Below are 21,609 nucleotides of genomic sequence, written 5' to 3' on the forward strand. Positions count from 1 at the left end.
CTGTGATGATCCCGGTTACTTGGGATAAACCGCCGAGAAGGTGGCCGGATCATAGTCGGCCCCAACGCCCGAGGACATGATGACCGAGCCCGGCTTGTCCATCAGCGCATAGTCCGCAACAAACACGTCCGCCTGCACCGATGGCGTTTCATGACCTTCTGACACAACAACCTGCTGGTTCACTTCGATCCGTTTAGGGATGCCCTTGCCGTCAAGTACGTCGAACAGAACCTCGAAGGCCCGCGCACCCATGGCTGGCGGATAGTCGATGCCGATCATCGGCACGTCGTTGTTCACCGACAGCTGATACATCGCGTTGAAATCACCACCGGTATGCGGCGGGATGGATCCGGCCTCGTACCCGGCGGCCAAGAAGGCTTCGATCGAGCCCGATCCTTGCAGACCCGAGTCGGCCCAGACGCCCGAAATCTCATCTCCGTATTTCTGGATCAAGGCGGACATGATGGTCTTGCCGTTGGCCGGCGACCAACTGGTGTATTGGGTCTCCAGTACCTCAAGCTCGGGGAACTGGTTGAACACTTCCATGGCCGCCTGAATTCGAGCCTCGGCAGGTGACGCGCCGGCCAGCCCGCCAAGCATCACGACTTTACCTTTGCCGCCTAGCTTTTCAGCCAACCACTGCGCAGAGATGCGGCCAAGTGCTTGATCCGATGCAGTTACGAAGCTGATGAAGTTTTCATCCGATGGTACCGAGCGGTCGACCAGAACCACCGGGATGCCCTGACGTTTGGCACGACGGATAACCGGGTCCATCGCCTCGGCCGTAGCAGGTGAGATCAACAGGATGTCAACGCCTTGCGCAATCAAGTCCTGTACGTCGGCAGCCTGCTTGCTGGGATCGTCATTGGCGTCGGTAATGATGAAACGGCTCAGCTTGTCGGCGTTCCGCTCGGCTGCCGCTTCGATACCATGCAGCATCGCCACGCGCCACGGGTTCGAGATCGAGGCGTTCGAGAACCCAATCGTGTAGGGTCCCTCTTTCTTGTACTCGGCGGCGTCATAGATTTCTGACGCACCCGGGTTCCACAGAAAGGTGCGCGGCACACCCTGATAACCATCCGCCATTGCCGATCCGGCAAACAGCCCCAGAGTCGCGGCAGCTGCCGCGGTTTTCAAAATACGCATGCGTTTCCTCCCTAACGTATTGATTTTATTCGGCAGCGCGGATCAAGCCGCCTGCATTGATGCCGATCCGGGGGTCTTTGAACATCACCCCATCCTTCATGATCATCGCCAGATTGTCCTGATGTTGGACCAGGCTCACATCCTGGGTGACGTCGCCTTTGACCAGCAGCAGATCGGCCAAAAAGCCCTCTTTGACCTGACCGATCTGGTCCTCCATCTGCATCAGCTGCGCGCCAACATGTGTGGCGCAACGCAACGCCTCGACCGGCGAATATCCGAAATAGCGCACGAAATGTTCGATATCGCGAGCGTTTTGGCCCATCGGAGTAACTGCGAAACCGTAGTCTCCACCGACCGCCACGCGCAGACCGCGCTTTCGTATCTCATGATAGGTGGCGCAGGTTGCGTCGAACTTACGAAATAGGTTCAGATCTTCAGCGACTTCTTTTGTGATACCCACTACTTCACCTTCGCGGGTGGCGTTGTGAACAAGACCAAAGGCAGGACCAAGAATGACGCGATCCTTAGCTTCTTCCAGCATATCCAACGCTTCCTCATCGGCGAAATCGCAGTGATAGATGCAATCCACCCCGTGACGCACCGCCATTTTGACGGACTCTGAAGACCGAGCGTGTGCCGCAACCGTCTTCCCGTATTTCCGGGCTACGGCCATGAACGCGGCGAGTTCATCATCTTCCAGAGGCGTGATTTCAGCCCGTGCGAAAGAAACGAACTCATCACCCGAAATGTTGATCTTCATGTTGTCGACATTGTCGCGCACGCATTCCCGCGCAACTCGGCGCATCTCCAGGGGGCCGTCCGCAACCAACCCGAAGCTTTCCTGGTAGATGTGGCGCTTACGCTCGTCTCCCAAGCCGGCAGTCGTCGTGATCTCGGGGCTCGAGGCACGCATACGCGGACCGTCCAACATCCCCTCGTTGATCGCATCACGTGCTGTAACCCCGAGCATCGGTTTGGCTGAGGCCGCTTCGAAGATCGACGTAAACCCGTGGCTCAAAAGCAACCTTAAGTTCTGGGCCGTCAACAACATATGCTGTTCGGGGCACAGCTGACCAAGTTCCCATGGCTCGCCTACGCCGGTAAAGCTGGGGTGACAGTGACCTTCGACCATGCCCGGCATTAGCGTATGCCCAGTACCGTCAATCACCTCGCCTTGTACTTCTCCAGAGACGTCTTCGCCTTTGGTGACAGAAGTAATCTTGTTTCCGTCAATCGTGACAGTTCCAGGATAGCGCGTCTCGGATACGCCATCCCAAATCTGAGCACCTGTAATCGTGATTTGTGACATGTTTTCCTCCCTGCCCGCTCGAAATCAATCTTCGCGGTCGGGGAAAAACCTGCATCAAATCCTTATCATTTATCAGGTCCCAATTGCTTATCTTATCCCATATATTGGCCTATTCCGATATACAGGTTGACCTGGCTTGGTTTAGCAAAGAGCTGCAAACCAGTTCTTTGATACCTTGCCGGGACGTGTCGCACTCTCTGCACTGAGACAATCCAGCACTCAGGTGTCGAAGTTTGCTCCCGTCAAATAGCTAGCTGACAGATTGACCACGCGGCTTATGACTCGATGTCTTGCCAGGTTTGTTGCGTAATCCAGTCGCAAAAATTGGCGACCCCGCTCACGCGCCTGTGGGCGCGCGGCAAAACGAGATAGAAGCCGGGGACTTGATCGGGTGGCATATCCAGCAACAGGTCTTCACCCAACGGGGCAACGAGGTCACCGGCACGCACGTCGCGTTTCGCGTCCGCGCGAGAAATCAGCCCAACCCCCATACCAGACAACGTCGCGCGTCGCATCGTCGCTGCATCATGGAAAGCCAATTCCGATGACGCCTCGGGAAGGTCCACACCCAGAAAGCGCATTGCGTCTGACCAAAGGGTATTTTGCAAGACAGGATGCAACAGCTGTTGGTGTGCTAAATCTTGCGGGGATCGTATCTGATCTGCCAACTCAGGCGTGCAGCAAATGGTCTTGTGGTCCTTGATCAACAAAACGGCATCCAGAGCTTTCCAGTCGCCATACCCCCACTGGACCGCGACGTCGATATCGTCGCGCTTAAAATCCGGTGTCTCAACCATCGTCGTCAGCCGCAGATCTGATTGCGGTACAGACTCGCGAAAGATTTCCAGCCGGGGCAACAGATAGCGTGTCGCAAAATAGGGCGAAACGTTCAGAGTGATCCTGTTTTGATACTTTTTGGTGGTCACCCGGCGCACGCCTTCGGCCAATTCTTCGAAACCGGCTTCGACATAGCGGGCCAGCAAGACCGCAGCGTCAGTTGGTTCGATGGTCCGCCCGCGCCGTTCAAACAGTGTGACCTGCAAAGTATCCTCAAGCAGTTTGATCTGCTGGCTCACGGCCTGTGGCGTTACTAAAAGCTCATCTGCAGCACCCCGGATCGAGCCATGGCGCGCAGCCGCGTGAAATGCTTTCAGAGCATTCAATGGGGGAAGTCTGAAACGATTGGAGGTCATACGGTGCCCCAGGTCAGATCACCGCTTTCTCCAAAAACGGCTCATTCCGCACGACCCTATCATAGCCGATCTCGCTCAGGTCAAGGCTCCGAAACGCACCATAAGTGATCCATTCCGACACACCACGCCCGATGGCAGCTGATTGCTGCAACCCGTGGCCCGAGAACCCGTTTGCGAAGATAAAGTTCCTCACTTCGGTGTGGGGGCCTGCAATCGCATTGTGATCCAACGTGTTGAACGCATAGTGCCCGGCCCAGAAGTTTATCAGCTTGATCGCCTCAAACGCCTCGGACCGTTCGGCCAGATCCATCCAAAGTCGCTCAAACTCTTCATGACGCGGTTCGAAATCATCCCAGTCGACAGCAGGATCTTCCGAAGGCACAGTACCCGCCAGAAAATACTTGCCTTCCGGGCGGCAGAAAGAACCCGTCGGGTCGATCATCAGCGGCAGGCGGCCCTGATTCACATTGGCCGTACCTTCGGGTGATTTGGCGCAATCAAATACAAACAGCGAGCGTTTGCGCGGTTCGACCGGAATGGTCAGATGAGCCATGGCAGCGGTTTGCGCCGCGCGTGGACCCGAGGCGTTTACCAGCGTGCCGCAGCCGATGGTCTTGCCGCTTTTCAGAACAACGCCTGTGATCCGATCACCTTCACGGTTGATGTCCACGACCTCGTCAATCAGATAGTCCGCACCTTGCGCCCGCGCCTTTTTGCGAAAGCCGTTCATCAGACCGGTGTTTGAAAACCACCCTTCGCCCGACTGGCCATAGCTGGCCAGTTGCAGATCATCCACGCGGATATGCGGAAAGGCCTGTTTAATCTGGTCGGGATTCCAAAGAACAACGTCCGCGCCCAAAGATTTCTGGACTTCGTGGTTTTCACGCAGAATCTGCGCCTGTTCGTCGGTCGACGCAAGGAACAGATACCCGCCCTCGTGGAAACCCAGATCCGGTTTCTCACCATCCAATTCCATTGTATCGGCAAATTCACGAATGAATTTGGTGCCAAACTGACCGATTTGCACGTTGACCGGGTTCGAGAACTGGTTGCGGATCGCCGACGAGCTCAGCGAGGTCGAGGCCTGCGCAAAGGTCGGGTCCCGCTCGATCATCAGGACCGAGCCGTTGAAATCCGAATTTGCCGTCAGGAAATAGGCGATGGCAGAACCGATAACGGCCCCGCCGACGATGACGACATCATAGCTGTCTTTCATCACTTCTCCTCGTCATCGGGGTGACCCAATTCGCAGAACCAACCGCCCAGAAATTGAACGGATGGCGCATTGTGGTCGGCAACTTCAGTACGGGCCTCGACAGCCGCGCGATAGGGTTCCGAGCTGTCCTGCGGGACATACCCCAGATGGTTGGCGCCCGAATTGTCCACCACTTTGACCTTGTTGTCGGACAGACCGAAACTCAGCGTGTGACCGATGCGCGGAGCAGTCAGCGCGGCGGTCGTCAGGCGCACACAGTCGTCAAAGGACAGGTAAGACCACAGCATCCGGCGATCTGCCGGTTCCGGGAAAGACGAGAAAATCCGCAGACAGGCAGATTCAATACCAAACTTGTCCCAATAGAGACGGCTGAGGCTTTCGACGAAGTTCTTCGACACCCCATACAGGCTGTCCGGGCGTACAGGAGCATCGACCCCGATGTGATCTTCGATTTTGTGATAGCCGATCGCGTGAACGGACGACGCATAGATCACCCGCTTGGCGCCGTGTTTCCGTGCACCTTCATAGATGTGGTACGAGCCGCGGATATTGCTGTCGAGAATGGTCTGCCAAGGGCTTTCCAGCGGCGCACCGCCATAATGCACGATGGCGTCACAGCCTTCGGTCGCCGCAACCGTGGCCTCCATATCCGAGAGGTCGAAAATCACCTGTTCCTCGGTCTCCGCAAGATCGTCAAACGGATTGCGCGCCGCCAAACGGATCGTATCTGCCAACGGAGCCAGACCTTTGCGCAGTTCGGTGCCAAGGCGACCAGCTGCACCGGTGAGCAGAATTTTCTTGTAAGGTTTGGTCATAATAGTCCTCAGCGTTTCAGTTTGCCGACGGCATCCGCAATACGGCTTATAGTTTTGTTCAGTTTTTCATCCGATGTCGCATGTGTAGCAATCCCGGTCGCGGCCATTTCCTTGGCGGCCTGGCTGAGCGCCCATGAGACCGAAGGTTTCGAGCCGGACAGGTGTGAGTCGATTCCGCTCATGCATCATCTCCGGTTACATAACCCTTGATCCGGTCATCTACCCGTGCCTCTGGATCCCTATGCTCTGCCGGGCCGAACCCGCCACCACCGGGCGCTTTCAGGATCAGGCGCTTGCCTGCTGGCACGTGTTGCCAGCCCTTTGGGCGCAGTTTGGTACCATCGCACAGCTCGACAACGCCGGGCGCGCCATCTTCGCCGCCATCGCGTCCGCGGGCCGGGTGATTGACCCGGTCAAACATAGCGGAAAAGTCGAACTCATGCCCCTCGGCCGGAGCGATCTCGATGATCTGACCCAAACCGCCGCGCAACTTTCCCGCGCCGCCGCTGTCTGGACGCAATTCCTTGCGCCAGACAACGATAGGTCCGGTGTGTTCAGTCGCCTCAATTGGCATCGTATGGACGCCCGAAGGAAAGGCGGTTGCCGCCAACCCATCCAAACCGGGCCGCGCACCGGTACCGCCAGAGTTGAACATCAGCACTTCGGAACGTCGACCTTGCCCACCCGCCTCGGGGCGTGCCGAGATGTGAATGTTCCACAGGGCCGCCGCACCTTCGGCCATAATCTGACCGGGCAAAGCTTTGGCCAGCGCCCCAAGAACCAGATCAGGGACCATATGGCCCATGACATGGCGGAGAGATACGGGCGCTGGCCGCTCTGCGTTCAGGATATTGGGAGGAGAAGAAACCGTAAACGGCTCCAGAGACGCAGAGTTATTCGGAATATCGGGGGCCACTACGCATTTCACAGCGTAGCAGGCATAGGCTTTGGAATAGATCATCGGGCAGTTGATGCCCCATTTGCTCATCTGATCGGTGCCTGTGAAATCAACATTCACTTCACCATCTTTGACCGACAGTGTGATCGCCAGCTTAACCGGAACGTCATACCCATCCACGGTCATCTCGTTGCCCCAGCTGCCTTTGGGCAGGGCCGCGATCCGTTCCAGCGTGGCGGCGCGCGACCGGTTGAAGATGAATTCGCCCAGATCGTCCAGGCAGTCCATTCCGGTTTCGCACATCATTTCGATCAGACGACGGTGACCCACTTCGTTGCAGGCCGCCAGCGAAAAAAAATCGCCGACAACCTGATTGGGCTCGCGCACATTATTGCGCAGGATGTTGATCAGGTCGCGGTTCACTTTGCCCTTTTCGGCAAACTTCATGATCGGGATCAGGATGCCCTCTTCGTAGACCGATTTACCATCGGCACCAAAGCCGCGCCCACCGACGTCAACAACATGGGCAGTACAGGCAAAGAAAGCTACGAGCTTTCCATCCTTGAAGGACGGCGCGACCATGGTGATGTCGTGCAGGTGCCCGGTGCCCTTCCACGGGTCGTTGGTCACATAGCAGTCGCCTTCGAACATCTCGTCGCGGGGAATTTCCGCCAGAAAATGCAGCACGGCCTCGGCCATTGTATTGACGTGCCCCGGTGTGCCAGTCACGGCCTGTGCCAGCATCAGACCCTCGGGGGTGAAGACACCGGCAGACAGGTCGCCGGCCTCGCGAACCGAGGTCGAAAACGCAGTGCGCAACAGGGTCAGCGCCTGTTCCTCAACGACCGAGATCAGACGGTTCCACATCACCTGCATACGGATTTCTGAAAGTCCGGCCATGGATCAGCCCTCCTTACGGATCAAGAGGATGGTACCGTCGCCCTGCAACACCGCGTCAAAGGGCGAGGTCACAACGGTCGAGGTTTCACGTTCGACAATCACCGCAGGGCCGATCACGCGGTCGCCCTCCGACAACTTATCGCGTTCGACGATGCGACTGTCTTGCAGACCGTCGCTGCTGGGGTCGAACACCGGACGGGTGTTCGGCACGTCCGAGGCCGCCCCTTTGGTCACAAGCGCGACCCGCGCCGGAGCCGGACGGATATCGCTGGCCTTCACCGACCAAGTGACGATCTCGATCTCCAACCCGTCCAGCCCGTCGATGGCGCGGCCAAAGAAGCGGGCATAATTCTCACGGAACCGATCGCGGATCAGGTCGACGTCACCGGCAATCAATGTACGATCCGGGATCGCAACAGGGATTTCCCAGCCCTGCCCCTGATAGCGCATGAACCCTACAACTTCACGCTTGATCTCACCATCTGTTCCCGCACGGACAAACCCTTCAGCCGTCTCGCGCAAATCGGTCAGCATGGCGTTCACGGCATCCACGTCAAACTCGGACAGGCGCACCAGACGCGAAGCCAGTGCTTCGTACCCAAACGGGGCTTTCAGGAAGCCGATAGCCGAGCCGACGCCGGCTCCCGGTGGGATCAGACACTGGTTAACACCCAGCTTTTCGCACAGACGAGCGGCGTGCAAAGGGGCCGCGCCGCCAAAGGCAATCATCACGTTGTCGCTGATGTTCTTGCCGTTCTCGACCGCATGAACGCGGGCCGCATTGGCCATGTTCTCGTCAACCACTTCGACGATACCGAACGCGGCCTCAAGCGGATCCAGAGACAGCTTGTCACCAACATCCTTGGCGATGGCAGCGCTTGATGCCTCTTTGGACAAGCGGATTGCACCCCCGGCAAAGTTATCCGGGTCTATCTTGCCCAGCATCAGGTCAGCATCTGTGATCGCCGGACGGTCGCCACCGCGCTGGTAACAGGCTGGGCCGGGTTCCGAAGCCGCACTTTCCGGGCCGGTCTGAATACGACCCATCGCATCCACCCACGCGATCGAGCCACCCCCTGCCCCGATCTCGATCATCTCGATCACCGGGATCGAGATCGGCATGCCCGAGCCTTTGCAGAAGCGATAGGTGCGTGCGACCTCGAAGGTGCGGGCTGTCTGCGGTTCGAAATTTTCGATAAGACAGATCTTGGCGGTGGTGCCGCCCATGTCATAGCTGACGACTTTCTCGATACCGAATTTGGCGGCCACATCGGCGGCAAAGATCGCACCACCCGCAGGGCCAGATTCAACCAAACGCACGGGGAATTGGGTCGCGGTTTCGATCGAGATCAGACCCCCGCCCGAGTGGATCATGAACACCGGACAGTCCGCACCCTGCGCTTGCAGACGCGATTGCAGACGGGTCAGGTAATCCTCCATCTGCGGACGCACATAAGCATTGGCGCATACGGTATTGAACCGCTCGAACTCGCGCATCTGAGGGCTAACCTCAGCCGAGATAGAAATCGGTATTCCCGGCAGCTTCGCGGCAAGAATTTCGCGCGCCCGTTCTTCATGCGCCGGGTTCTGATACGAGTGGATGAAACCGATAGCCACCGCACCAAAGCCGCCGTCGCGAATTTCGTCGGCCAACGCCTCAAGGCGGGCTTCGTCCAGCGGTTGCAGTTCGTTGCCCTGCGCATCGATCCGGCCCGCGACCGGGAAACGGTCCTGACGCGGGATCAGCGGAGCAGGCAGTTTCAGGTTCAGGTCATATTGCTCGAACCGGTTTTCGGTCCGCATTTCAATGACATCGCGGAACCCTTCGGTCGTCACAAGCGCGGTCTTTGCTCCGCGACGTTCTATCAGGGCGTTGGTGGCCAGCGTAGTGCCGTGGATAATGATATCCAGATCGCTGAACCCGATCCCCGCGTGTTCGGTCACGATGGCGATCCCGTCCAGGATCGCCTGTTCCGGCGCAGTGTAGTTGGTCAGAACCTTGGTCGAGTGAATCTCGCCCCGAACATCAAGCGCAACATCCGTAAACGTGCCACCGATATCCGCGCCAAGACGTATATCTTGCGTCGTCATGTCCGGACTCCTTTGGCGGCATCCCGCATCTGGCTCAGGGTTTGGCGCGGGGTCAGTGCCTCGGGCGAAATGTTGAGGTCCAAAACCGCGCCCGTATCCGAAGCCATCGCACGTTCAAAGGCGGCCTCGAAATCCTCGGTCTTTTCAACACGCTCGGCGTGATAGCCATAAGCTTTGGCAAGCGTAACGAAATCGGGGTTCTCCAGAGTCGTGCCGGATACCCGTTCGGGATAGGTTTTCTCCTGATGCATTCGGATCGTACCGTAGATGCCGTTGTTCAGGATCAAAACGATGGGCTGAGCGCCTGCTTGCATGGCTGTGCCAAGCTCCTGACAGTTCATCTGGAAATCACCGTCGCCGGCAAAACACACAACCGTGCGTTCCGGACTAGCGACCTTGGCGGCGACGGCAGCGGGCAAGCCATAGCCCATAGCACCCGACTGGGGTGCAAGAAGACGCTGGCCGGGGCCGAATTTGAAGAACTTATTGGGCCAAACGGTAAAGTTGCCCGCCCCGTTGGTCAGCACGGCATCTTCGGGCAAGCGGTCGCGCAGATAGGCGGTGACCTTGCCCATATCGACCGGGCTAGGCAGATCGGGGAGGTCAAAAGTCGCCTCATATCCGGCACGCGCCTCGGCACGCCAATTGGCCCAGCCGCCACTGACCGTATGCTCTGCCAGCGCAACAGCAAAGGCGTTCGACCCGGATTGAATGCCAAGATCAGGAATATAGACCTTGCCCAACTCACGATCCGAGATATGCACATGGATCAGCTTTTGCACCGGCTTCGGTACGGTCAGCAGGGTGTAGCCATCTGTGGTCATCTCGCCAAACCGCACACCAACGGCGAGGATCAAATCTGCATCCTGGATCAGTTTTTTGGTGGCCGGTGTCATCCCCACCCCGGCATCCCCGACGTAACTATGTGAGTGATTGTCGTAGAGATCCTGAAATCGGAACGCTGCCAGAACCGGCAGGTCCGATCTTTCGGCAAATTTCTGCAGCGCCGCGCTGCCTTCGACTGTCCAGCTGCCACCGCCCATCAGGATCAGCGGGCGTTTGGCCTCGGACAGGGCTGAAAGGACCGCCCCCAAGGCGGAGGGCGAGGGGGCGGCCTCTTCAACAGACATCGGGCCGGTGAGAGCGGGAGTGGCCGTCATGTCAGTCAGCATGTCTTCGGGCAGGGCCACAACAACCGGACCAGGTCGGCCCGTTGTCGCCGTGGCCCAGGCCCGCGCAATGATTTCGGGGATGCGGTCGACATCGTCGATCTCGGTCGCCCATTTAGCGACTGTTCCGAAATAGGCCCGATAGTCGATCTCCTGAAACGCCTCTCGGCCTTTCATGTCGGTGCCGACCTGCCCCACAAACAGCAACATCGGCGCGCTGTCCTGCATCGCGGTATGCACCCCGATCGAGGCATTGGTCGCACCCGGTCCACGCGTTACGAAACAGATGCCCGGCTGTCCGGTCAGCTTGCCGTAAGCAGCCGCCATAAAGGCCGCGCCACCTTCGTTCCGGCACAGCGTAAAGTCCAGGGCGCTGTTTGTGTCTTGCCGCGCACTGCTGGTGTCATGCAATGCATCCAACACTGCCAGAAAACTTTCGCCCGGCACGCCAAAGCTGTGCCGCGCCCCGAGCGCCTGCAAGCATTCGACCAGGAGTGTTCCGCCATTTCGTTCAGTCATTTCGGACCTGTCGCTTTAGGATATCCCGACGGCATCCTACCGCCATCAAAGCAAGTTCGTCGGTGCAGAAATTCTTGTAACCGGAAAGAAATTCTGTAGCCGACACATCGAAGATTCAGGAGCATTCCTAATCCGGATTAACGATCCAGACGGTCTTACCGACCAAGTTTTTGAAGTTTCAGGCGAGATTTGTAGATCATCACCCGGCCCTTTACGCATAGATGTAACCGCCCGAGACGATGATGTTCTCGCCGGTCATGTATGTGTTTTTCGGACCTCCAGCCATCAGCACCCATTCAGCCATCTCGCGCGGTTCGCCACCCCGACCCAGCGGGCTTGCAGCGGCCAATTCTCCCAGGAAACCGGCCTCGCGCGCCTTTTCAGTCGCCATGCCTGCGGGCGCGACCGAATTCACCAGAATATTGTCCGGTGCCACCTCATGTGCAAAGCTCTTGGTCAAGCTGACAACGGCGGCTTTGGTCGCGGCGTAATGGGCGTTTTGCGGATGTGCCTTGAAGGCGTCAACGGACGTAATGTTGACGATCCGGCCCTTGACCACTCCGTCCGTCTCTTGCGCGCGGAACTGCCTGATCGCGGCCACGCACATATGAAACGTACCCTTGATATTCACCGCGTTTGATGCATCCCAATCCGCATCGGTGATCTCAAGCATCGGTTTGCGCGGGTAGATCGCTGCCGAGTTGATCACGGTATCCACGCGTCCCAGTTGGTCCGCAATCTGGGCAAAGGCCTTGTGTGCGGCATCCGCAGTGCGGATGTCACCGGCGGCCCAAGCGGTCTTCAACCCAGTCACACGCGCTTTGGCCAGTGCGGCCTCTGCCGACTGACCATTCACATCAATGATGCCGATCGCAGCCGCTCCGTTTTCAACGGCCATATCTGCCAGCAACAAACCAAGCCCCGCCCCACCGCCGACAATCACAACAGACAAGCCGTCCATCCTAGTCTTCCTTTTTCGCAAAACCGCCGCCACCGACAAATTGGGCCGTCGGTAGAATATCAAAGCGTGTCACATCCACGCGTGCAGGCATCTTCAGCACGGACAACAGCATCTCGGCCACTTCTTCGGGTTGCACAGCATCAAACGCCGAATACATTTCGGCGCGCTCAGAGTCGTTCAGCGCGTCGCGATACAAATTGGTCTCGACCCGGCCCGCGACAATCTCGGTCACACGCACGCCCGACCCCGAAACGTCGCAACGCAATGCCGCGGCAAAGCTGGAGATCGCCGCTTTGGACGCGCCATAGACCGCCATGTTTGGGAATGGTGCATGACCCGCCGTCGAGCCGGTGAAGAAAATGTGGCCCCGCTGCCGTGTGATCATACCCGGCAGAACCATGCGCGTGGTGGCAATCGCCGCGCTCAGATTTACTTCCAGAGTGGTGTCGATATCCGACTGCTCCATCTTGTCAAAGCCCACGACCGGAGGGATCACACCGGCATTGTTGACCAAGACATCAATCTGCTCGCCCTCCAAGGCGGTCGCCAGGGCTTCGCGGTCCGTAAGGTCAAGCGCCAAGGGTTGCACGCCAGCGGTAGCCTGCATCTGGTCAAGCGTTGTCGCGCTGCGCCCCAGCGCAATGACCCGGTATCCTGCGTCGGCCAAGGCAAAGGTGATAGCCTTGCCAATACCGCTGGTGGCACCTGTCACAAGGGCGGTTTGAGTGGGTTGGCTCATATTCTTGATACCCTTTACCTGGTGCCGTTTTAATTACGAAAGCATCTTCAACTGAATACCTGACTTCCCGCACTGGACGGGTTTCACAAGATGCCAATTGCCACTGGCAGAACTTTGGCCGAAAAGCCTGGCATCATTACATCAAGATTTTCGGCGTATTGGTAATTTATTCTTGTGCATCCACCCCGGGTAAAACGACCCCCGGGTTCAGACGGTTGTCCGGACCCAACGCGTGCTTGCGGTCGCTGAAATCGGGCTGCCCGACCGGGAGGGGGAGGTTGAACTGAGTATTCCCATCGCCCAAATGCCCGAACGGATTCATCCAAACGCCCGGCAGGATCGCGGTCAGCCTTGGTTCCATTGCCTTGATAAGCCCGCCCCACTCAGCCAAGGGAACCGAGATGTCGTGTTTGATCTGCGGGCCTTCCAGCCGTTGTCCTTCGGGCATTTCTTCGCGCAGATGCCACATTACTGCCCGCTGCGCATCGTTGGCCGCGACTGCCCCTTCGACGATCAGATCAGCCTCAAAAACCACTCCAAGTGCGGTTTCCAACATGCCCGACAGGTCGATACCGGATGCCGAGGTTGCAAGCTCGATCAGCACATAGGCTTCAGCCTGTTCGGACAGAGGATAGTCAGGCCCAGAGACGTTGCGCAACAGCATCTCAAGCCCGGTATCACAGAAGAATTCGATTGCCGCAATGAACTCACCCAGATCACGCCGCAGCGACACGCCAAGGCGCACCAGTGTCTCGTAATCCTGAACCGCCAACAGCGCCGTGGCTTGCGAAACAGGCGCAGGATAGAGGCGCAGTGCGGCGCGTGTCACGATACCCAACGTACCTTCTGACCCGCTGAACAGACGACGCAGTTGATACCCTGCAAAAGGTCTTAAACAGACCTTTTCCCGCAGTAGCACAGAGCAAATCACATGCATGGATATCGCCTTCGATACCACCGATGGCCAAAGCGAGATCTCTGTTTCGTTTATAACATGCTTCGGCTAGCGTGGATTTTGCCAAAGAATATCTGACGCAGGATCGCGGATGAAACGTTCGCTCAGAACCAAGTTAAGCAGCTTCAGCCCCGAGGTCGTAGCCCGTATAGAGCCACTTGGATTCGACCGGAACCGCGCCAGGCGCGCTCTTCCTCCGCTGCAGACATTGGTCGCCTTCGAGGCCGCCGCACGGCTGCAAAGCTTTACGCTTGCTGCATCCGAGTTGAACCTGACCCAGCCAGCGATCAGCCAGCAAGTCAAGCTGCTGGAAGAGCGGTTAAGAGTTGCGCTGTTCAAACGCCGCAACAATCAGATCATTCTGACCGAACAGGGTGAGCATTTTGCGGAATCCGTCTGTGAATTTCTGGACGGCCTCGCGGAAAGCGTACAGGATCTTGCATTGGAAACCGGGCGCACAACGTTGACGGTCAGCTTGCTGCCCTCTTTCGCGGCGACATGGTTCGCTTCGCGATCCCATCGGTTTGCGCAGGACAATCCGTCGATTGACCTTATCGCCCTGTCCACCATAGCAAGGACCGGGTTCGGTCAGGAAGAAACTGATATCGCCATCCGCTGGGGCCCCGGTGGGGCTGAAGATCTGTATGAGGAATTTCTGTTCGGTGAAAATCATCTGCTTGTGGCATCAGCGGACATCGCCGAAGCCGTAAAAGACATATCGCATGTGGATGACTTAAGCACGTTTCCAACATTTTTTGACACCAGTTTCAGCCTCTGGCGCGACGTAATTAAAAAGAACGGCGGAACACCGGAGAAATTCGAAACCGGCTGCTTTTTCGGCGACAGCAGTGCCACCTTGAACGCCATTGTCTTTGGTCGGGGTGTAGGCGTTGTTCGCGACGTGATTGCGCAGCACCTTCTGGACCGCGGCGATCTGGTCGAATCGCCCTTTGCATCGGTGGCTGGTCAATTCTCTTACTTCTTTGTCCGTCCGCAAGGTCGTGTCGGCCAACCCCGCGTTCAGGCCATGCTGAATTGGCTGCGAGAAGAAAGTAAAGCGCATAAGTAATTCTTTGGCTGCTCCTAAGGATTCACAATTTGGCGGCTGACGCAGTTTCAGTGAAACTCCCATCATCGGACATTCTATGAATTACCGAAGTAGGCTGAGGCACGCCGCGTGGTAAAACCAGAGCTGACCAAAAGAACGCACCGCCATCCGGCGAGGATCGTTGCCGGTTACGTGATGCAGAAGGCCAAGACACAGTTGGCAGCGTTCAATAGCCCTGCAAACGGCAGCCCTGGACACGCATAAACGACACACAGCAGGTAAGAGCCATGAAAGACGATCCCCTTCTCAGACCCTTCCAGCTCAAGCATTTGGAAATCCGCAATCGTATCATGTCGACGGCGCACGAACCGGCCTATACCGACGACGGGATGCCCAAGGATCGTTATCGCCTGTATCACGCGGAAAAAGCCAAGGGCGGCATCGGGCTGACCATGATCGGCGGCTCAGCTGTGGTTGCACCTGACAGCCCGCCCGGATTTGGCAACATCATGCTTTACCGCGACGAGGTGGTGAAGTGGATGAGTGAACTTGCGGATGACGTGCACAACAACGGTGCCAAGGTCATGATCCAGATCACCCATCTGGGACGTCGCAACCACTGGAACAAGAAAGACTGGCTGACACCTGTCGCTCCGTCACATATCAAGGAAGCCACGCACCGCGCCTATCCCAAAGCGATGGAAGACTGGGATATGGATCGCATCGTCGCCGCCTATGCGGATGCAGCCGAACGGGTCAAAGAGGCTGGCCTCGATGGCCTGGAGTTCGAATGTTACGGCCACCTGATCGACCAGTTCTGGTCGCCGGCAACCAACAAACGTAACGATGAATACGGCGGGTCGCTGGAAAACCGGATGCGCTTTGGCATGCGTGTGTTCGAAGCTGTGCGTGAACGTGTTGGCCCTGATTTCCTCGTCGGTGCGCGTCTGACCTGTGACGAGACGTTCGAGGGCGGTTTTGATGAGACCGAAGGCAACCGGATCGCGTTGAAACTGGCCGAAAGCGGGCTCTTTGATTTCTTCAACGTCATCCGCGGGCATGTGGACACCCACGAGGGCGTCTCGCACGTGATCCCAAATATGGGTGCAAAATCCGCACCGCATCTGGAGTTTTCCGCCCGCGTGCGCGCCAATACCGGCCTGCCTGTTTTCCACGCGGCGCGTATTCAAGACGTGGCCACCGCCCGCTATGCGATCGAAGCTGACAAGCTGGACATGGTGGGCATGACCCGCCCCCACATCGCCGACCCGCATATCGTGAACAAGCTGCGGGCCGGCCTTGAAGACCAGATCCGTCCCTGCGTTGGCATGGGCTATTGCATTGATGAAATCTACGCAGGTCAGGCGGTCTGTATCCACAACGCCGCAACGGGGCGCGAGAAAAGCATCCCCCACATCCTGAAACCGGCTGAACATAAGAAAAAGGTCGTCATCATTGGTGCAGGACCCGGCGGTCTTGAGGCGGCGCGTGTCGCGGGCGAGCGCGGGCATGAGGTTATCGTGATGGAAGCCGCCGCTCAGGCCGGGGGTCAAATCCTGCTGACGGCCGCCCTGCAACGGCATAAGGAAGTGCTGGGCATCGTCGACTGGCGTCTGGCCGAATGCGAACGGTTGGGGGTGGAATTCCGCTATAACTGCTTTGCCGAGGCCGCAGATGTTGTCGCAGAAAACCCGGATATAGTGATCGTTGCGACCGGCGGAATCCCGACGGCAGACTTCTTGAAAACGGGCGACACCCTCGCGACGACGTCCTGGGACATCCTGTCAGGCGCGGTTCCTGTCGAACAGGATGTGATCCTGTTCGACGACAGTGGGACCCACGCGGGAATGACGGCCTCGGAATTTATCGCGAAGCAGGGTGCCAACCTGCACTACTTCACGCCCGAACGCACGATGGCGCCTGAGGTCGGTGGCACCAATTACCCCGCATACCTCAAGGCATTTAGCGAACATGACGTGCGCGTGTCGCTCAACCTTAAACTCGAGGCGATCGAGCGCAGCGGCAATCGACTGGTCGGGACATTCTTTGACGAATACGCCAAAACCCGAAAGAGCTTTGAAGCCAGTCAAATCGTTGTCGAAGCCGGTGCAGCGCCGTTCGATGATTTGTATTTCGAGCTCAAACCGCAGTCATCTAACCTGGGCGAATTGGATCAGGATGCTTTGATCCGGTTTGCACCGCAAACCCTGACTACGAATCCTGAAGGATCGTACCAACTGTTCCGCATCGGCGACGCCGTCGCCAGCCGCAACATTCACGCCGCAGTCATGGATGCGGTACGTCTGATGATGCACAGCTGAACGACACAACGCCATCCGTAGCAATCAGGCCGCATCCTTCATCTTGGTCGGATTCAAGAAGAAATTTTTTAAAGCGGCCATCGAAGCTTCAATGTCGTGAACGGCCTTTTCTTTGACCGGGCCATACCCGCGTACTTCGTTTGGCAGTTTGGCCTGATCAATGGCGGGCGCACTGTTCTGATCTGTCACGTTCTTAGCAATAAACATAAGCAGCTCTGCATACTCGCGCGCCAGCCGACGTTCCATTTTGCGTTCTTCGGTATAACGAAAGGGATCAAGGGCGGTCCCGCGCAGGACCTTTCCTTTCGGCAAAACACGCACGACCTTTTGCATCCACGGACCAAACTGCTTTTTCCTGGGGCGCCCGTGTTCGTCATGTCCACCATTCAGGATGGGAGGCACCATGTGATAGTTCAGCTTGTAGTCACCTGAAAACTGATCTGCTATTTTCTGATCGAAACTGCCATCGGTGTGTAGTCTGGCGACTTTGTATTCGTAAAATTGATAATCAGTTTCTAACTGACAGTGAAAATCGCCGGGCCCCGGCTTTGACAATTGGGGTCCGGCGTTAAACTGTGACTTATCTTAGGTCTACCTGACGGGACCTGCGCAATCTCATCGATTGTCCAAAATCACGTCTTTGTAGATCCAAAGGTTATCGGTCAGGTTGGCTCCTGTCGTGTCGCCAAAGATAACTGTATGCGCGCCATTTCCATCATCAACCCAGATAACATCAACGTCTGGGAAACGTGCGCTCCACTTCGGGTTGAACACGGGATAAGGCTGCGCAGAAGATAGATTACTTTGACTAGGAGACGCCTTGGGCGACAACTCGAAGCTGCGGTCAGTCAAGTTGTTGGTATGCTGAGTATTGGTGATCTTGCCGGGCTGGTTGAATGCCTGGGAAATTGACGAGCGGACATCGTGTGTGCGCCAGTGGTTTTCATGAGCACGCGACGGTCCGGCCATGGACATTCCAACACTTGCAACAAGTGCGACTACAGTAGCGGATGCAATGATAGCCTTTTTCATCTTTTTGATCCCTTTCCTTGGTGCGTTCTTGATACGCTGTGAGTGCACTCAACTTGGCGAACTGTCGGCTGGGTTTATTGTGCGGGCACGTCAAGGTTTTGGGAAAAGGCTTCAAATAGGCGCCCTTTGGATCTGCCTGTCGCGATGAGCTAGCCTCAATGGCTTTGATACAAACATTCGGCTGGTAACAACGTCAGATGCTGCGAGTTCAAAGCCTTCGCCGAGATGGCACAATTCTTGATGAGAGATTCAAGCGCATTCGCAATTTATGCCAGCGAGAGCCCGGCTCCTTTTACGGTCTGAATGACCGTGGCGCAGCGAATTATACTGCGCGGATAGCCGAAGTCTTCAGCCGGCTTGATAAGCCATTTTAGTCAGACGTGACGACAGTCCTGACGATGGTCACGAGCAGACATCAGTCAATTAGCATTTCGGAAAGTTCACCTGCTCCTTTTTGCAGGATGTTCAGAAAAGACAGCAGACTGTTGACGTCGTGACGTTGGGTTGGAGCATGCACCGAAAGTGTGCCCACCAATCTGCCTTGTCCATCACGAATGGGCACAGCGATGGCCGTCATTCCGGCCATGAATTCCTCATCATCTGTCGCGTAACCCCTTTCAGAGATTCCGCGGATTTCGTCGCGTAGTGCTTTAGGGTCCGTTAGGGATCGTTCGCTCTGGGGTTGCAAATTGCCTGCAGAGAGAAATCCATCCAACGTCTTCTGACGCAGAGTAGACAGGTACATCTTGCCGCTAGCTGTGCAATGGAAGGGCACCTGAGTACCGATCGGCAATTGGATGCGTAGCGGCCATTTCGTTTCGACCCGGTCGAGGTAGATCATTCCTTCCCGGTCCGGGATGGCTAAGTTGCAAGTCTCACCAACGTGTTCGGCGACACTGCGCAAGATTGCCAATCGCGCCGTGCGCAGGTGTTCGGAGGACATGGTATTGACCGAAAGCAACCGCAGCCGGTGCCCAGGGCCGTATGAGCGGCCATCCAGATCTCGCTGCAGGAAACCTTCGGCCTCAGCTGTTTGGAGCAGACGGTGAACTGTGGGCTTCGCCAGCCCCAAAGTCTCGATCAGGTCTGCTGGTTTGATGGCGACCCCACGCCGCGCCACTTCCTCAAGGATAAGAAGAAGGCGCAGGTTGGTCGGGATCTGAGTTTCTTTGTCTTGGGTTTCCGTCTCGGCCATCCCGCAACATTCTAGTTATTTGGCAGCAGGATCAAGGCCAGATCGGGCACAAGCGACACCAAGATCCATACCGACAGCAAAGCCGCCAAATAGGGCACAGTGTATCGCAAGAGGCGGAAATAGGGCACACCCGTCACGCCTGATGCCACATAGAGGTTCAAACCGTAAGGTGGCGTGATGAAGCCAATAGATGCGCCCACAAGGAAGATCACCGAGAAATGGATCGGGTCTATTCCAACCGAGGCCGCGATTGGCGCGAGTATCGGCGCAAGGATGATCGTCACTGGCAGGCTTTCCAGCACCATGCCTGAAAAGAAGACAATCACCATCGAGGTAAACAGAACCGCGTGATAGCCGCCCATTGAGGTTACAAAGTTCCCAATGGTTTCTTGTGCCCCCAGCAGAGAAAGGATTTGCTGCATCACCACTGAAATTGCGATCAGCGGTGCAAGGATGCCTGTGATCTGGGCTGACCGGATCACAATTGAGGGGATTTCAGGGATCGTAAAACCTTCGACCACGAACATCTCGGCATAGGTTTTTTCGGTTGGTGAAATGTTGTTGCGAGCGCCCATCAAGCGATTGATCGGATAGCTGACCAAGCCTGCAATCACGCAAAATCCAACAGTCACACCCGCCGCTTCGGTGGGTGAGAATTTACCGGTATAGATGCCCCACAAAACCAAACCGATGGCAAAGAAGCCAAGCCAAGCGCCGAACGCGGTTTTCAACACCCGATTCAGTTGCAGCGGGATCAGATACCCCCAGCCATTCATGCGGCAGATGATCCAGCAGGCGAATTGCATCCCCATGACCATCAGCGCGCCGGGCAGGATTCCCGCAACGAACAGCTCCGAAATCGGCAGGTTCATCAGGAACCCATAGACAATGAAAATAATCGACGGCGGAATGATAATCCCCACCGTGCCCCCCGCCGCCGCCGTGGCCGCGCTGAACCGCTCATCATAACCGCCTTTGACCATCTCCGGGTGCAACATGGAACCAATGGTGGCGGTCGTGGCCGAGTTCGAGCCCGAGATAGCGGCGAACAACCCGCACGCCCCCAGCGAGGCCATCGCCAACCCGCCGCGTATCCAACCCAAACAGGCATAGGCGAAGTCGCTGAGCCTCCGGGCGATACCGGATTTGTTGATCAGGTCTCCGGTCAGGATGAACAGTGGCATCGCCAGCAGGGCGAAACCCTTGTTGAAGACGTTCAACAGCTCGGCACCCATATTGTCGAGCGTCAAGCCAAGGACAAACGAACAACCGATGACCCAGTAGCCGATGACCAGCAGAACCGGCACGCCCAGCATGAATAGAAATGTGACCCCAAGCGAGATCAGTGTGACCATGGTTCCATCTGTCATCAGTCTGCTCCGATCACGGCCTGTTTGATGAGCGGCTCACCTGTTTTCCAATTGTGCAGATCATCCGCGAGATTTTGAAACACGCGCCCTACCATCAAGAAGAAAGACAGTGGTGCAGCCAGAAGAAACCACCACTGCATGACGTTGTCGGTACCCAGTACGATCTGGAAATTTGACGCGGACAGGGCGACCAGTCGGGACGTGGTGACAATGACGATCACAGCGAAGATAAACCACAAAACTGCATCAAGCATCAGGCAAGCGAGTTGCCCTGCCCGCGGCATTGCGGTGCGGAATTCGCTAAAGCTCAAGTGCGTACGAAGGCGTACGTTGTAAGATGCGCCAAACCACGCCATGACCATAAACAGCAATGGCGGAATGGTCGTCGACCATGGTTCTTGATCATTGAACACGAAGCGGTCGATCACACCCCAGAAGATGATCAGTGCAATGGCAAGATAGGAATAAACCATCACTGATCGTTCCAAATGACGTTCTATGAAGGGCACCTTTCTATAGACCAACATGACCAGAAAACCGCCAAGCGCCGAGACGACTGCACCAAAAACCCAAGCAGCGTCAGATTCCAGAGCGGATTGAATCTCGAACGAATCCTGGCTGAGAAAGGCGCTGAAGATCGCGCCTATGTCTGCCCATAACGACATGTACCCCGTCCTCCCAGTCGGTGTGTTTTTGGAACCGGCCCGTTTGGGGCCGGTTCACATCAGCTTA

At 56.9% G+C, this 21,609-nt stretch carries 19 protein-coding genes; 2 read left to right on the top strand and 17 right to left on the bottom strand.

Features of this window, described 5'->3' with window-relative positions:
• Positions 1–15 precede the first annotated feature (15 nt).
• From ACXADZ_RS20080 to ACXADZ_RS20135, 12 genes are all read right to left on the bottom strand, one after another.
• The gene (locus ACXADZ_RS20080; protein WP_475199280.1) at positions 16–1,146 is read right to left on the bottom strand and encodes a substrate-binding domain-containing protein; all 1,131 of its coding nucleotides are present in this window, start codon (positions 1,144–1,146) and stop codon (positions 16–18) included.
• Positions 1,147–1,171: 25 nt separating this feature from the next.
• Complete coding sequence (locus ACXADZ_RS20085; protein ID WP_475199281.1) at positions 1,172–2,455, bottom strand: metal-dependent hydrolase family protein; 1,284 nt, start codon at positions 2,453–2,455, stop codon at positions 1,172–1,174.
• A gap of 275 nt (positions 2,456–2,730) precedes the next feature.
• Positions 2,731–3,648, bottom strand: a complete 918-nt coding sequence (locus ACXADZ_RS20090; RefSeq protein ID WP_475199284.1) for a LysR substrate-binding domain-containing protein — start codon at positions 3,646–3,648, stop codon at positions 2,731–2,733.
• Positions 3,649–3,661: 13 nt separating this feature from the next.
• Positions 3,662–4,864: an NAD(P)/FAD-dependent oxidoreductase gene (locus ACXADZ_RS20095; protein ID WP_475199285.1), complete on the bottom strand. Its 1,203-nt coding sequence runs from the start codon at positions 4,862–4,864 to the stop codon at positions 3,662–3,664.
• The gene (locus ACXADZ_RS20100; protein ID WP_475199286.1) at positions 4,864–5,679 is read right to left on the bottom strand and encodes an NAD-dependent epimerase/dehydratase family protein; all 816 of its coding nucleotides are present in this window, start codon (positions 5,677–5,679) and stop codon (positions 4,864–4,866) included. Before ACXADZ_RS20100 ends, ACXADZ_RS20095 begins: the two co-directional genes overlap by 1 nt.
• Positions 5,680–5,687: 8 nt before the next feature.
• A complete protein-coding gene (locus ACXADZ_RS20105; protein WP_475199291.1) occupies positions 5,688–5,861 on the bottom strand; it encodes a hypothetical protein in 174 nt (57 codons plus the stop codon).
• Positions 5,858–7,477 carry a hydantoinase B/oxoprolinase family protein gene (locus tag ACXADZ_RS20110; RefSeq protein WP_475199295.1) on the bottom strand — a complete coding sequence of 540 codons (1,620 nt, stop codon included), beginning with the start codon at positions 7,475–7,477 and terminating at the stop codon, positions 5,858–5,860. The genes ACXADZ_RS20105 and ACXADZ_RS20110 overlap by 4 nt, the downstream gene beginning before the upstream one ends.
• A 3-nt stretch (positions 7,478–7,480) precedes the next feature.
• A complete protein-coding gene (locus ACXADZ_RS20115; RefSeq protein WP_475199297.1) occupies positions 7,481–9,568 on the bottom strand; it encodes a hydantoinase/oxoprolinase family protein in 2,088 nt (695 codons plus the stop codon).
• A complete protein-coding gene (locus ACXADZ_RS20120) occupies positions 9,565–11,256 on the bottom strand; it encodes a thiamine pyrophosphate-binding protein (protein ID WP_475199300.1) in 1,692 nt (563 codons plus the stop codon). Before ACXADZ_RS20120 ends, ACXADZ_RS20115 begins: the two co-directional genes overlap by 4 nt.
• Before the next feature lie 211 nt (positions 11,257–11,467).
• Positions 11,468–12,217 (bottom strand): SDR family NAD(P)-dependent oxidoreductase, encoded by a 750-nt coding sequence (locus tag ACXADZ_RS20125; protein ID WP_475199302.1) that lies wholly within the window; start codon positions 12,215–12,217, stop codon positions 11,468–11,470.
• Position 12,218: 1 nt separating this feature from the next.
• Positions 12,219–12,956, bottom strand: coding sequence for an SDR family oxidoreductase (locus ACXADZ_RS20130; protein WP_475199304.1), 738 nt, complete (start codon positions 12,954–12,956; stop codon positions 12,219–12,221).
• A 166-nt stretch (positions 12,957–13,122) separates the two neighbouring features.
• On the bottom strand, positions 13,123–13,893 hold the full coding sequence (locus ACXADZ_RS20135) for an FAD-binding oxidoreductase (RefSeq protein ID WP_475199305.1): 771 nt from the start codon (positions 13,891–13,893) through the stop codon (positions 13,123–13,125).
• A gap of 109 nt (positions 13,894–14,002) precedes the next feature.
• Here ACXADZ_RS20135 and ACXADZ_RS20140 point away from each other — a divergent pair, with 109 nt between their 5' ends.
• Together ACXADZ_RS20140 and ACXADZ_RS20145 are read left to right on the top strand one after the other, a co-directional pair.
• Positions 14,003–14,980, top strand: coding sequence for a LysR substrate-binding domain-containing protein (locus tag ACXADZ_RS20140; RefSeq protein ID WP_475199307.1), 978 nt, complete (start codon positions 14,003–14,005; stop codon positions 14,978–14,980).
• Between the two features lie 266 nt (positions 14,981–15,246).
• Complete coding sequence (locus ACXADZ_RS20145) at positions 15,247–17,280, top strand: oxidoreductase (protein WP_475199308.1); 2,034 nt, start codon at positions 15,247–15,249, stop codon at positions 17,278–17,280.
• A gap of 24 nt (positions 17,281–17,304) precedes the next feature.
• Here the strand turns inward: ACXADZ_RS20145 and ACXADZ_RS20150 are convergent, their stop codons facing one another.
• The 5 genes from ACXADZ_RS20150 to ACXADZ_RS20170 all read right to left on the bottom strand — a co-directional run bounded on the left by ACXADZ_RS20150 (position 17,305) and on the right by ACXADZ_RS20170 (position 21,542).
• Complete coding sequence (locus ACXADZ_RS20150) at positions 17,305–17,835, bottom strand: DUF6537 domain-containing protein (protein ID WP_475199310.1); 531 nt, start codon at positions 17,833–17,835, stop codon at positions 17,305–17,307.
• A gap of 60 nt (positions 17,836–17,895) precedes the next feature.
• Positions 17,896–18,312 carry a hypothetical protein gene (locus ACXADZ_RS20155; protein WP_475199311.1) on the bottom strand — a complete coding sequence of 139 codons (417 nt, stop codon included), beginning with the start codon at positions 18,310–18,312 and terminating at the stop codon, positions 17,896–17,898.
• 415 nt (positions 18,313–18,727) lie between these two features.
• The gene (locus ACXADZ_RS20160; RefSeq protein WP_475199313.1) at positions 18,728–19,507 is read right to left on the bottom strand and encodes an IclR family transcriptional regulator; all 780 of its coding nucleotides are present in this window, start codon (positions 19,505–19,507) and stop codon (positions 18,728–18,730) included.
• An 11-nt stretch (positions 19,508–19,518) separates the two neighbouring features.
• Positions 19,519–20,877, bottom strand: a complete 1,359-nt coding sequence (locus ACXADZ_RS20165) for a TRAP transporter large permease (protein WP_171669006.1) — start codon at positions 20,875–20,877, stop codon at positions 19,519–19,521.
• Positions 20,877–21,542 carry a TRAP transporter small permease gene (locus ACXADZ_RS20170; RefSeq protein ID WP_475199317.1) on the bottom strand — a complete coding sequence of 222 codons (666 nt, stop codon included), beginning with the start codon at positions 21,540–21,542 and terminating at the stop codon, positions 20,877–20,879. The genes ACXADZ_RS20165 and ACXADZ_RS20170 overlap by 1 nt, the downstream gene beginning before the upstream one ends.
• Between the last annotated feature and the right edge of the window lie 67 nt (positions 21,543–21,609).

The sequence above is a fragment of the Ruegeria sp. ABM4_193 genome (assembly GCF_056158705.1).

Coding starts and splice junctions, on each gene's coding strand:
- ACXADZ_RS20170 (WP_475199317.1), bottom strand. CDS start 21,542: ATGTCGTTATGGGCAGACATAGGCGCGATCTTCAGCGCCTTTCTCAGC.
- ACXADZ_RS20140 (WP_475199307.1), top strand. CDS start 14,003: ATGAAACGTTCGCTCAGAACCAAGTTAAGCAGCTTCAGCCCCGAGGTC.
- ACXADZ_RS20085 (WP_475199281.1), bottom strand. CDS start 2,455: ATGTCACAAATCACGATTACAGGTGCTCAGATTTGGGATGGCGTATCC.
- ACXADZ_RS20090 (WP_475199284.1), bottom strand. CDS start 3,648: ATGACCTCCAATCGTTTCAGACTTCCCCCATTGAATGCTCTGAAAGCA.
- ACXADZ_RS20135 (WP_475199305.1), bottom strand. CDS start 13,893: ATGCATGTGATTTGCTCTGTGCTACTGCGGGAAAAGGTCTGTTTAAGA.
- ACXADZ_RS20160 (WP_475199313.1), bottom strand. CDS start 19,507: ATGGCCGAGACGGAAACCCAAGACAAAGAAACTCAGATCCCGACCAAC.
- ACXADZ_RS20165 (WP_171669006.1), bottom strand. CDS start 20,877: ATGACAGATGGAACCATGGTCACACTGATCTCGCTTGGGGTCACATTT.
- ACXADZ_RS20155 (WP_475199311.1), bottom strand. CDS start 18,312: ATGAAAAAGGCTATCATTGCATCCGCTACTGTAGTCGCACTTGTTGCA.
- ACXADZ_RS20080 (WP_475199280.1), bottom strand. CDS start 1,146: ATGCGTATTTTGAAAACCGCGGCAGCTGCCGCGACTCTGGGGCTGTTT.
- ACXADZ_RS20105 (WP_475199291.1), bottom strand. CDS start 5,861: ATGAGCGGAATCGACTCACACCTGTCCGGCTCGAAACCTTCGGTCTCA.
- ACXADZ_RS20110 (WP_475199295.1), bottom strand. CDS start 7,477: ATGGCCGGACTTTCAGAAATCCGTATGCAGGTGATGTGGAACCGTCTG.
- ACXADZ_RS20115 (WP_475199297.1), bottom strand. CDS start 9,568: ATGACGACGCAAGATATACGTCTTGGCGCGGATATCGGTGGCACGTTT.
- ACXADZ_RS20130 (WP_475199304.1), bottom strand. CDS start 12,956: ATGAGCCAACCCACTCAAACCGCCCTTGTGACAGGTGCCACCAGCGGT.
- ACXADZ_RS20125 (WP_475199302.1), bottom strand. CDS start 12,217: ATGGACGGCTTGTCTGTTGTGATTGTCGGCGGTGGGGCGGGGCTTGGT.
- ACXADZ_RS20145 (WP_475199308.1), top strand. CDS start 15,247: ATGAAAGACGATCCCCTTCTCAGACCCTTCCAGCTCAAGCATTTGGAA.
- ACXADZ_RS20095 (WP_475199285.1), bottom strand. CDS start 4,864: ATGAAAGACAGCTATGATGTCGTCATCGTCGGCGGGGCCGTTATCGGT.
- ACXADZ_RS20120 (WP_475199300.1), bottom strand. CDS start 11,256: ATGACTGAACGAAATGGCGGAACACTCCTGGTCGAATGCTTGCAGGCG.
- ACXADZ_RS20100 (WP_475199286.1), bottom strand. CDS start 5,679: ATGACCAAACCTTACAAGAAAATTCTGCTCACCGGTGCAGCTGGTCGC.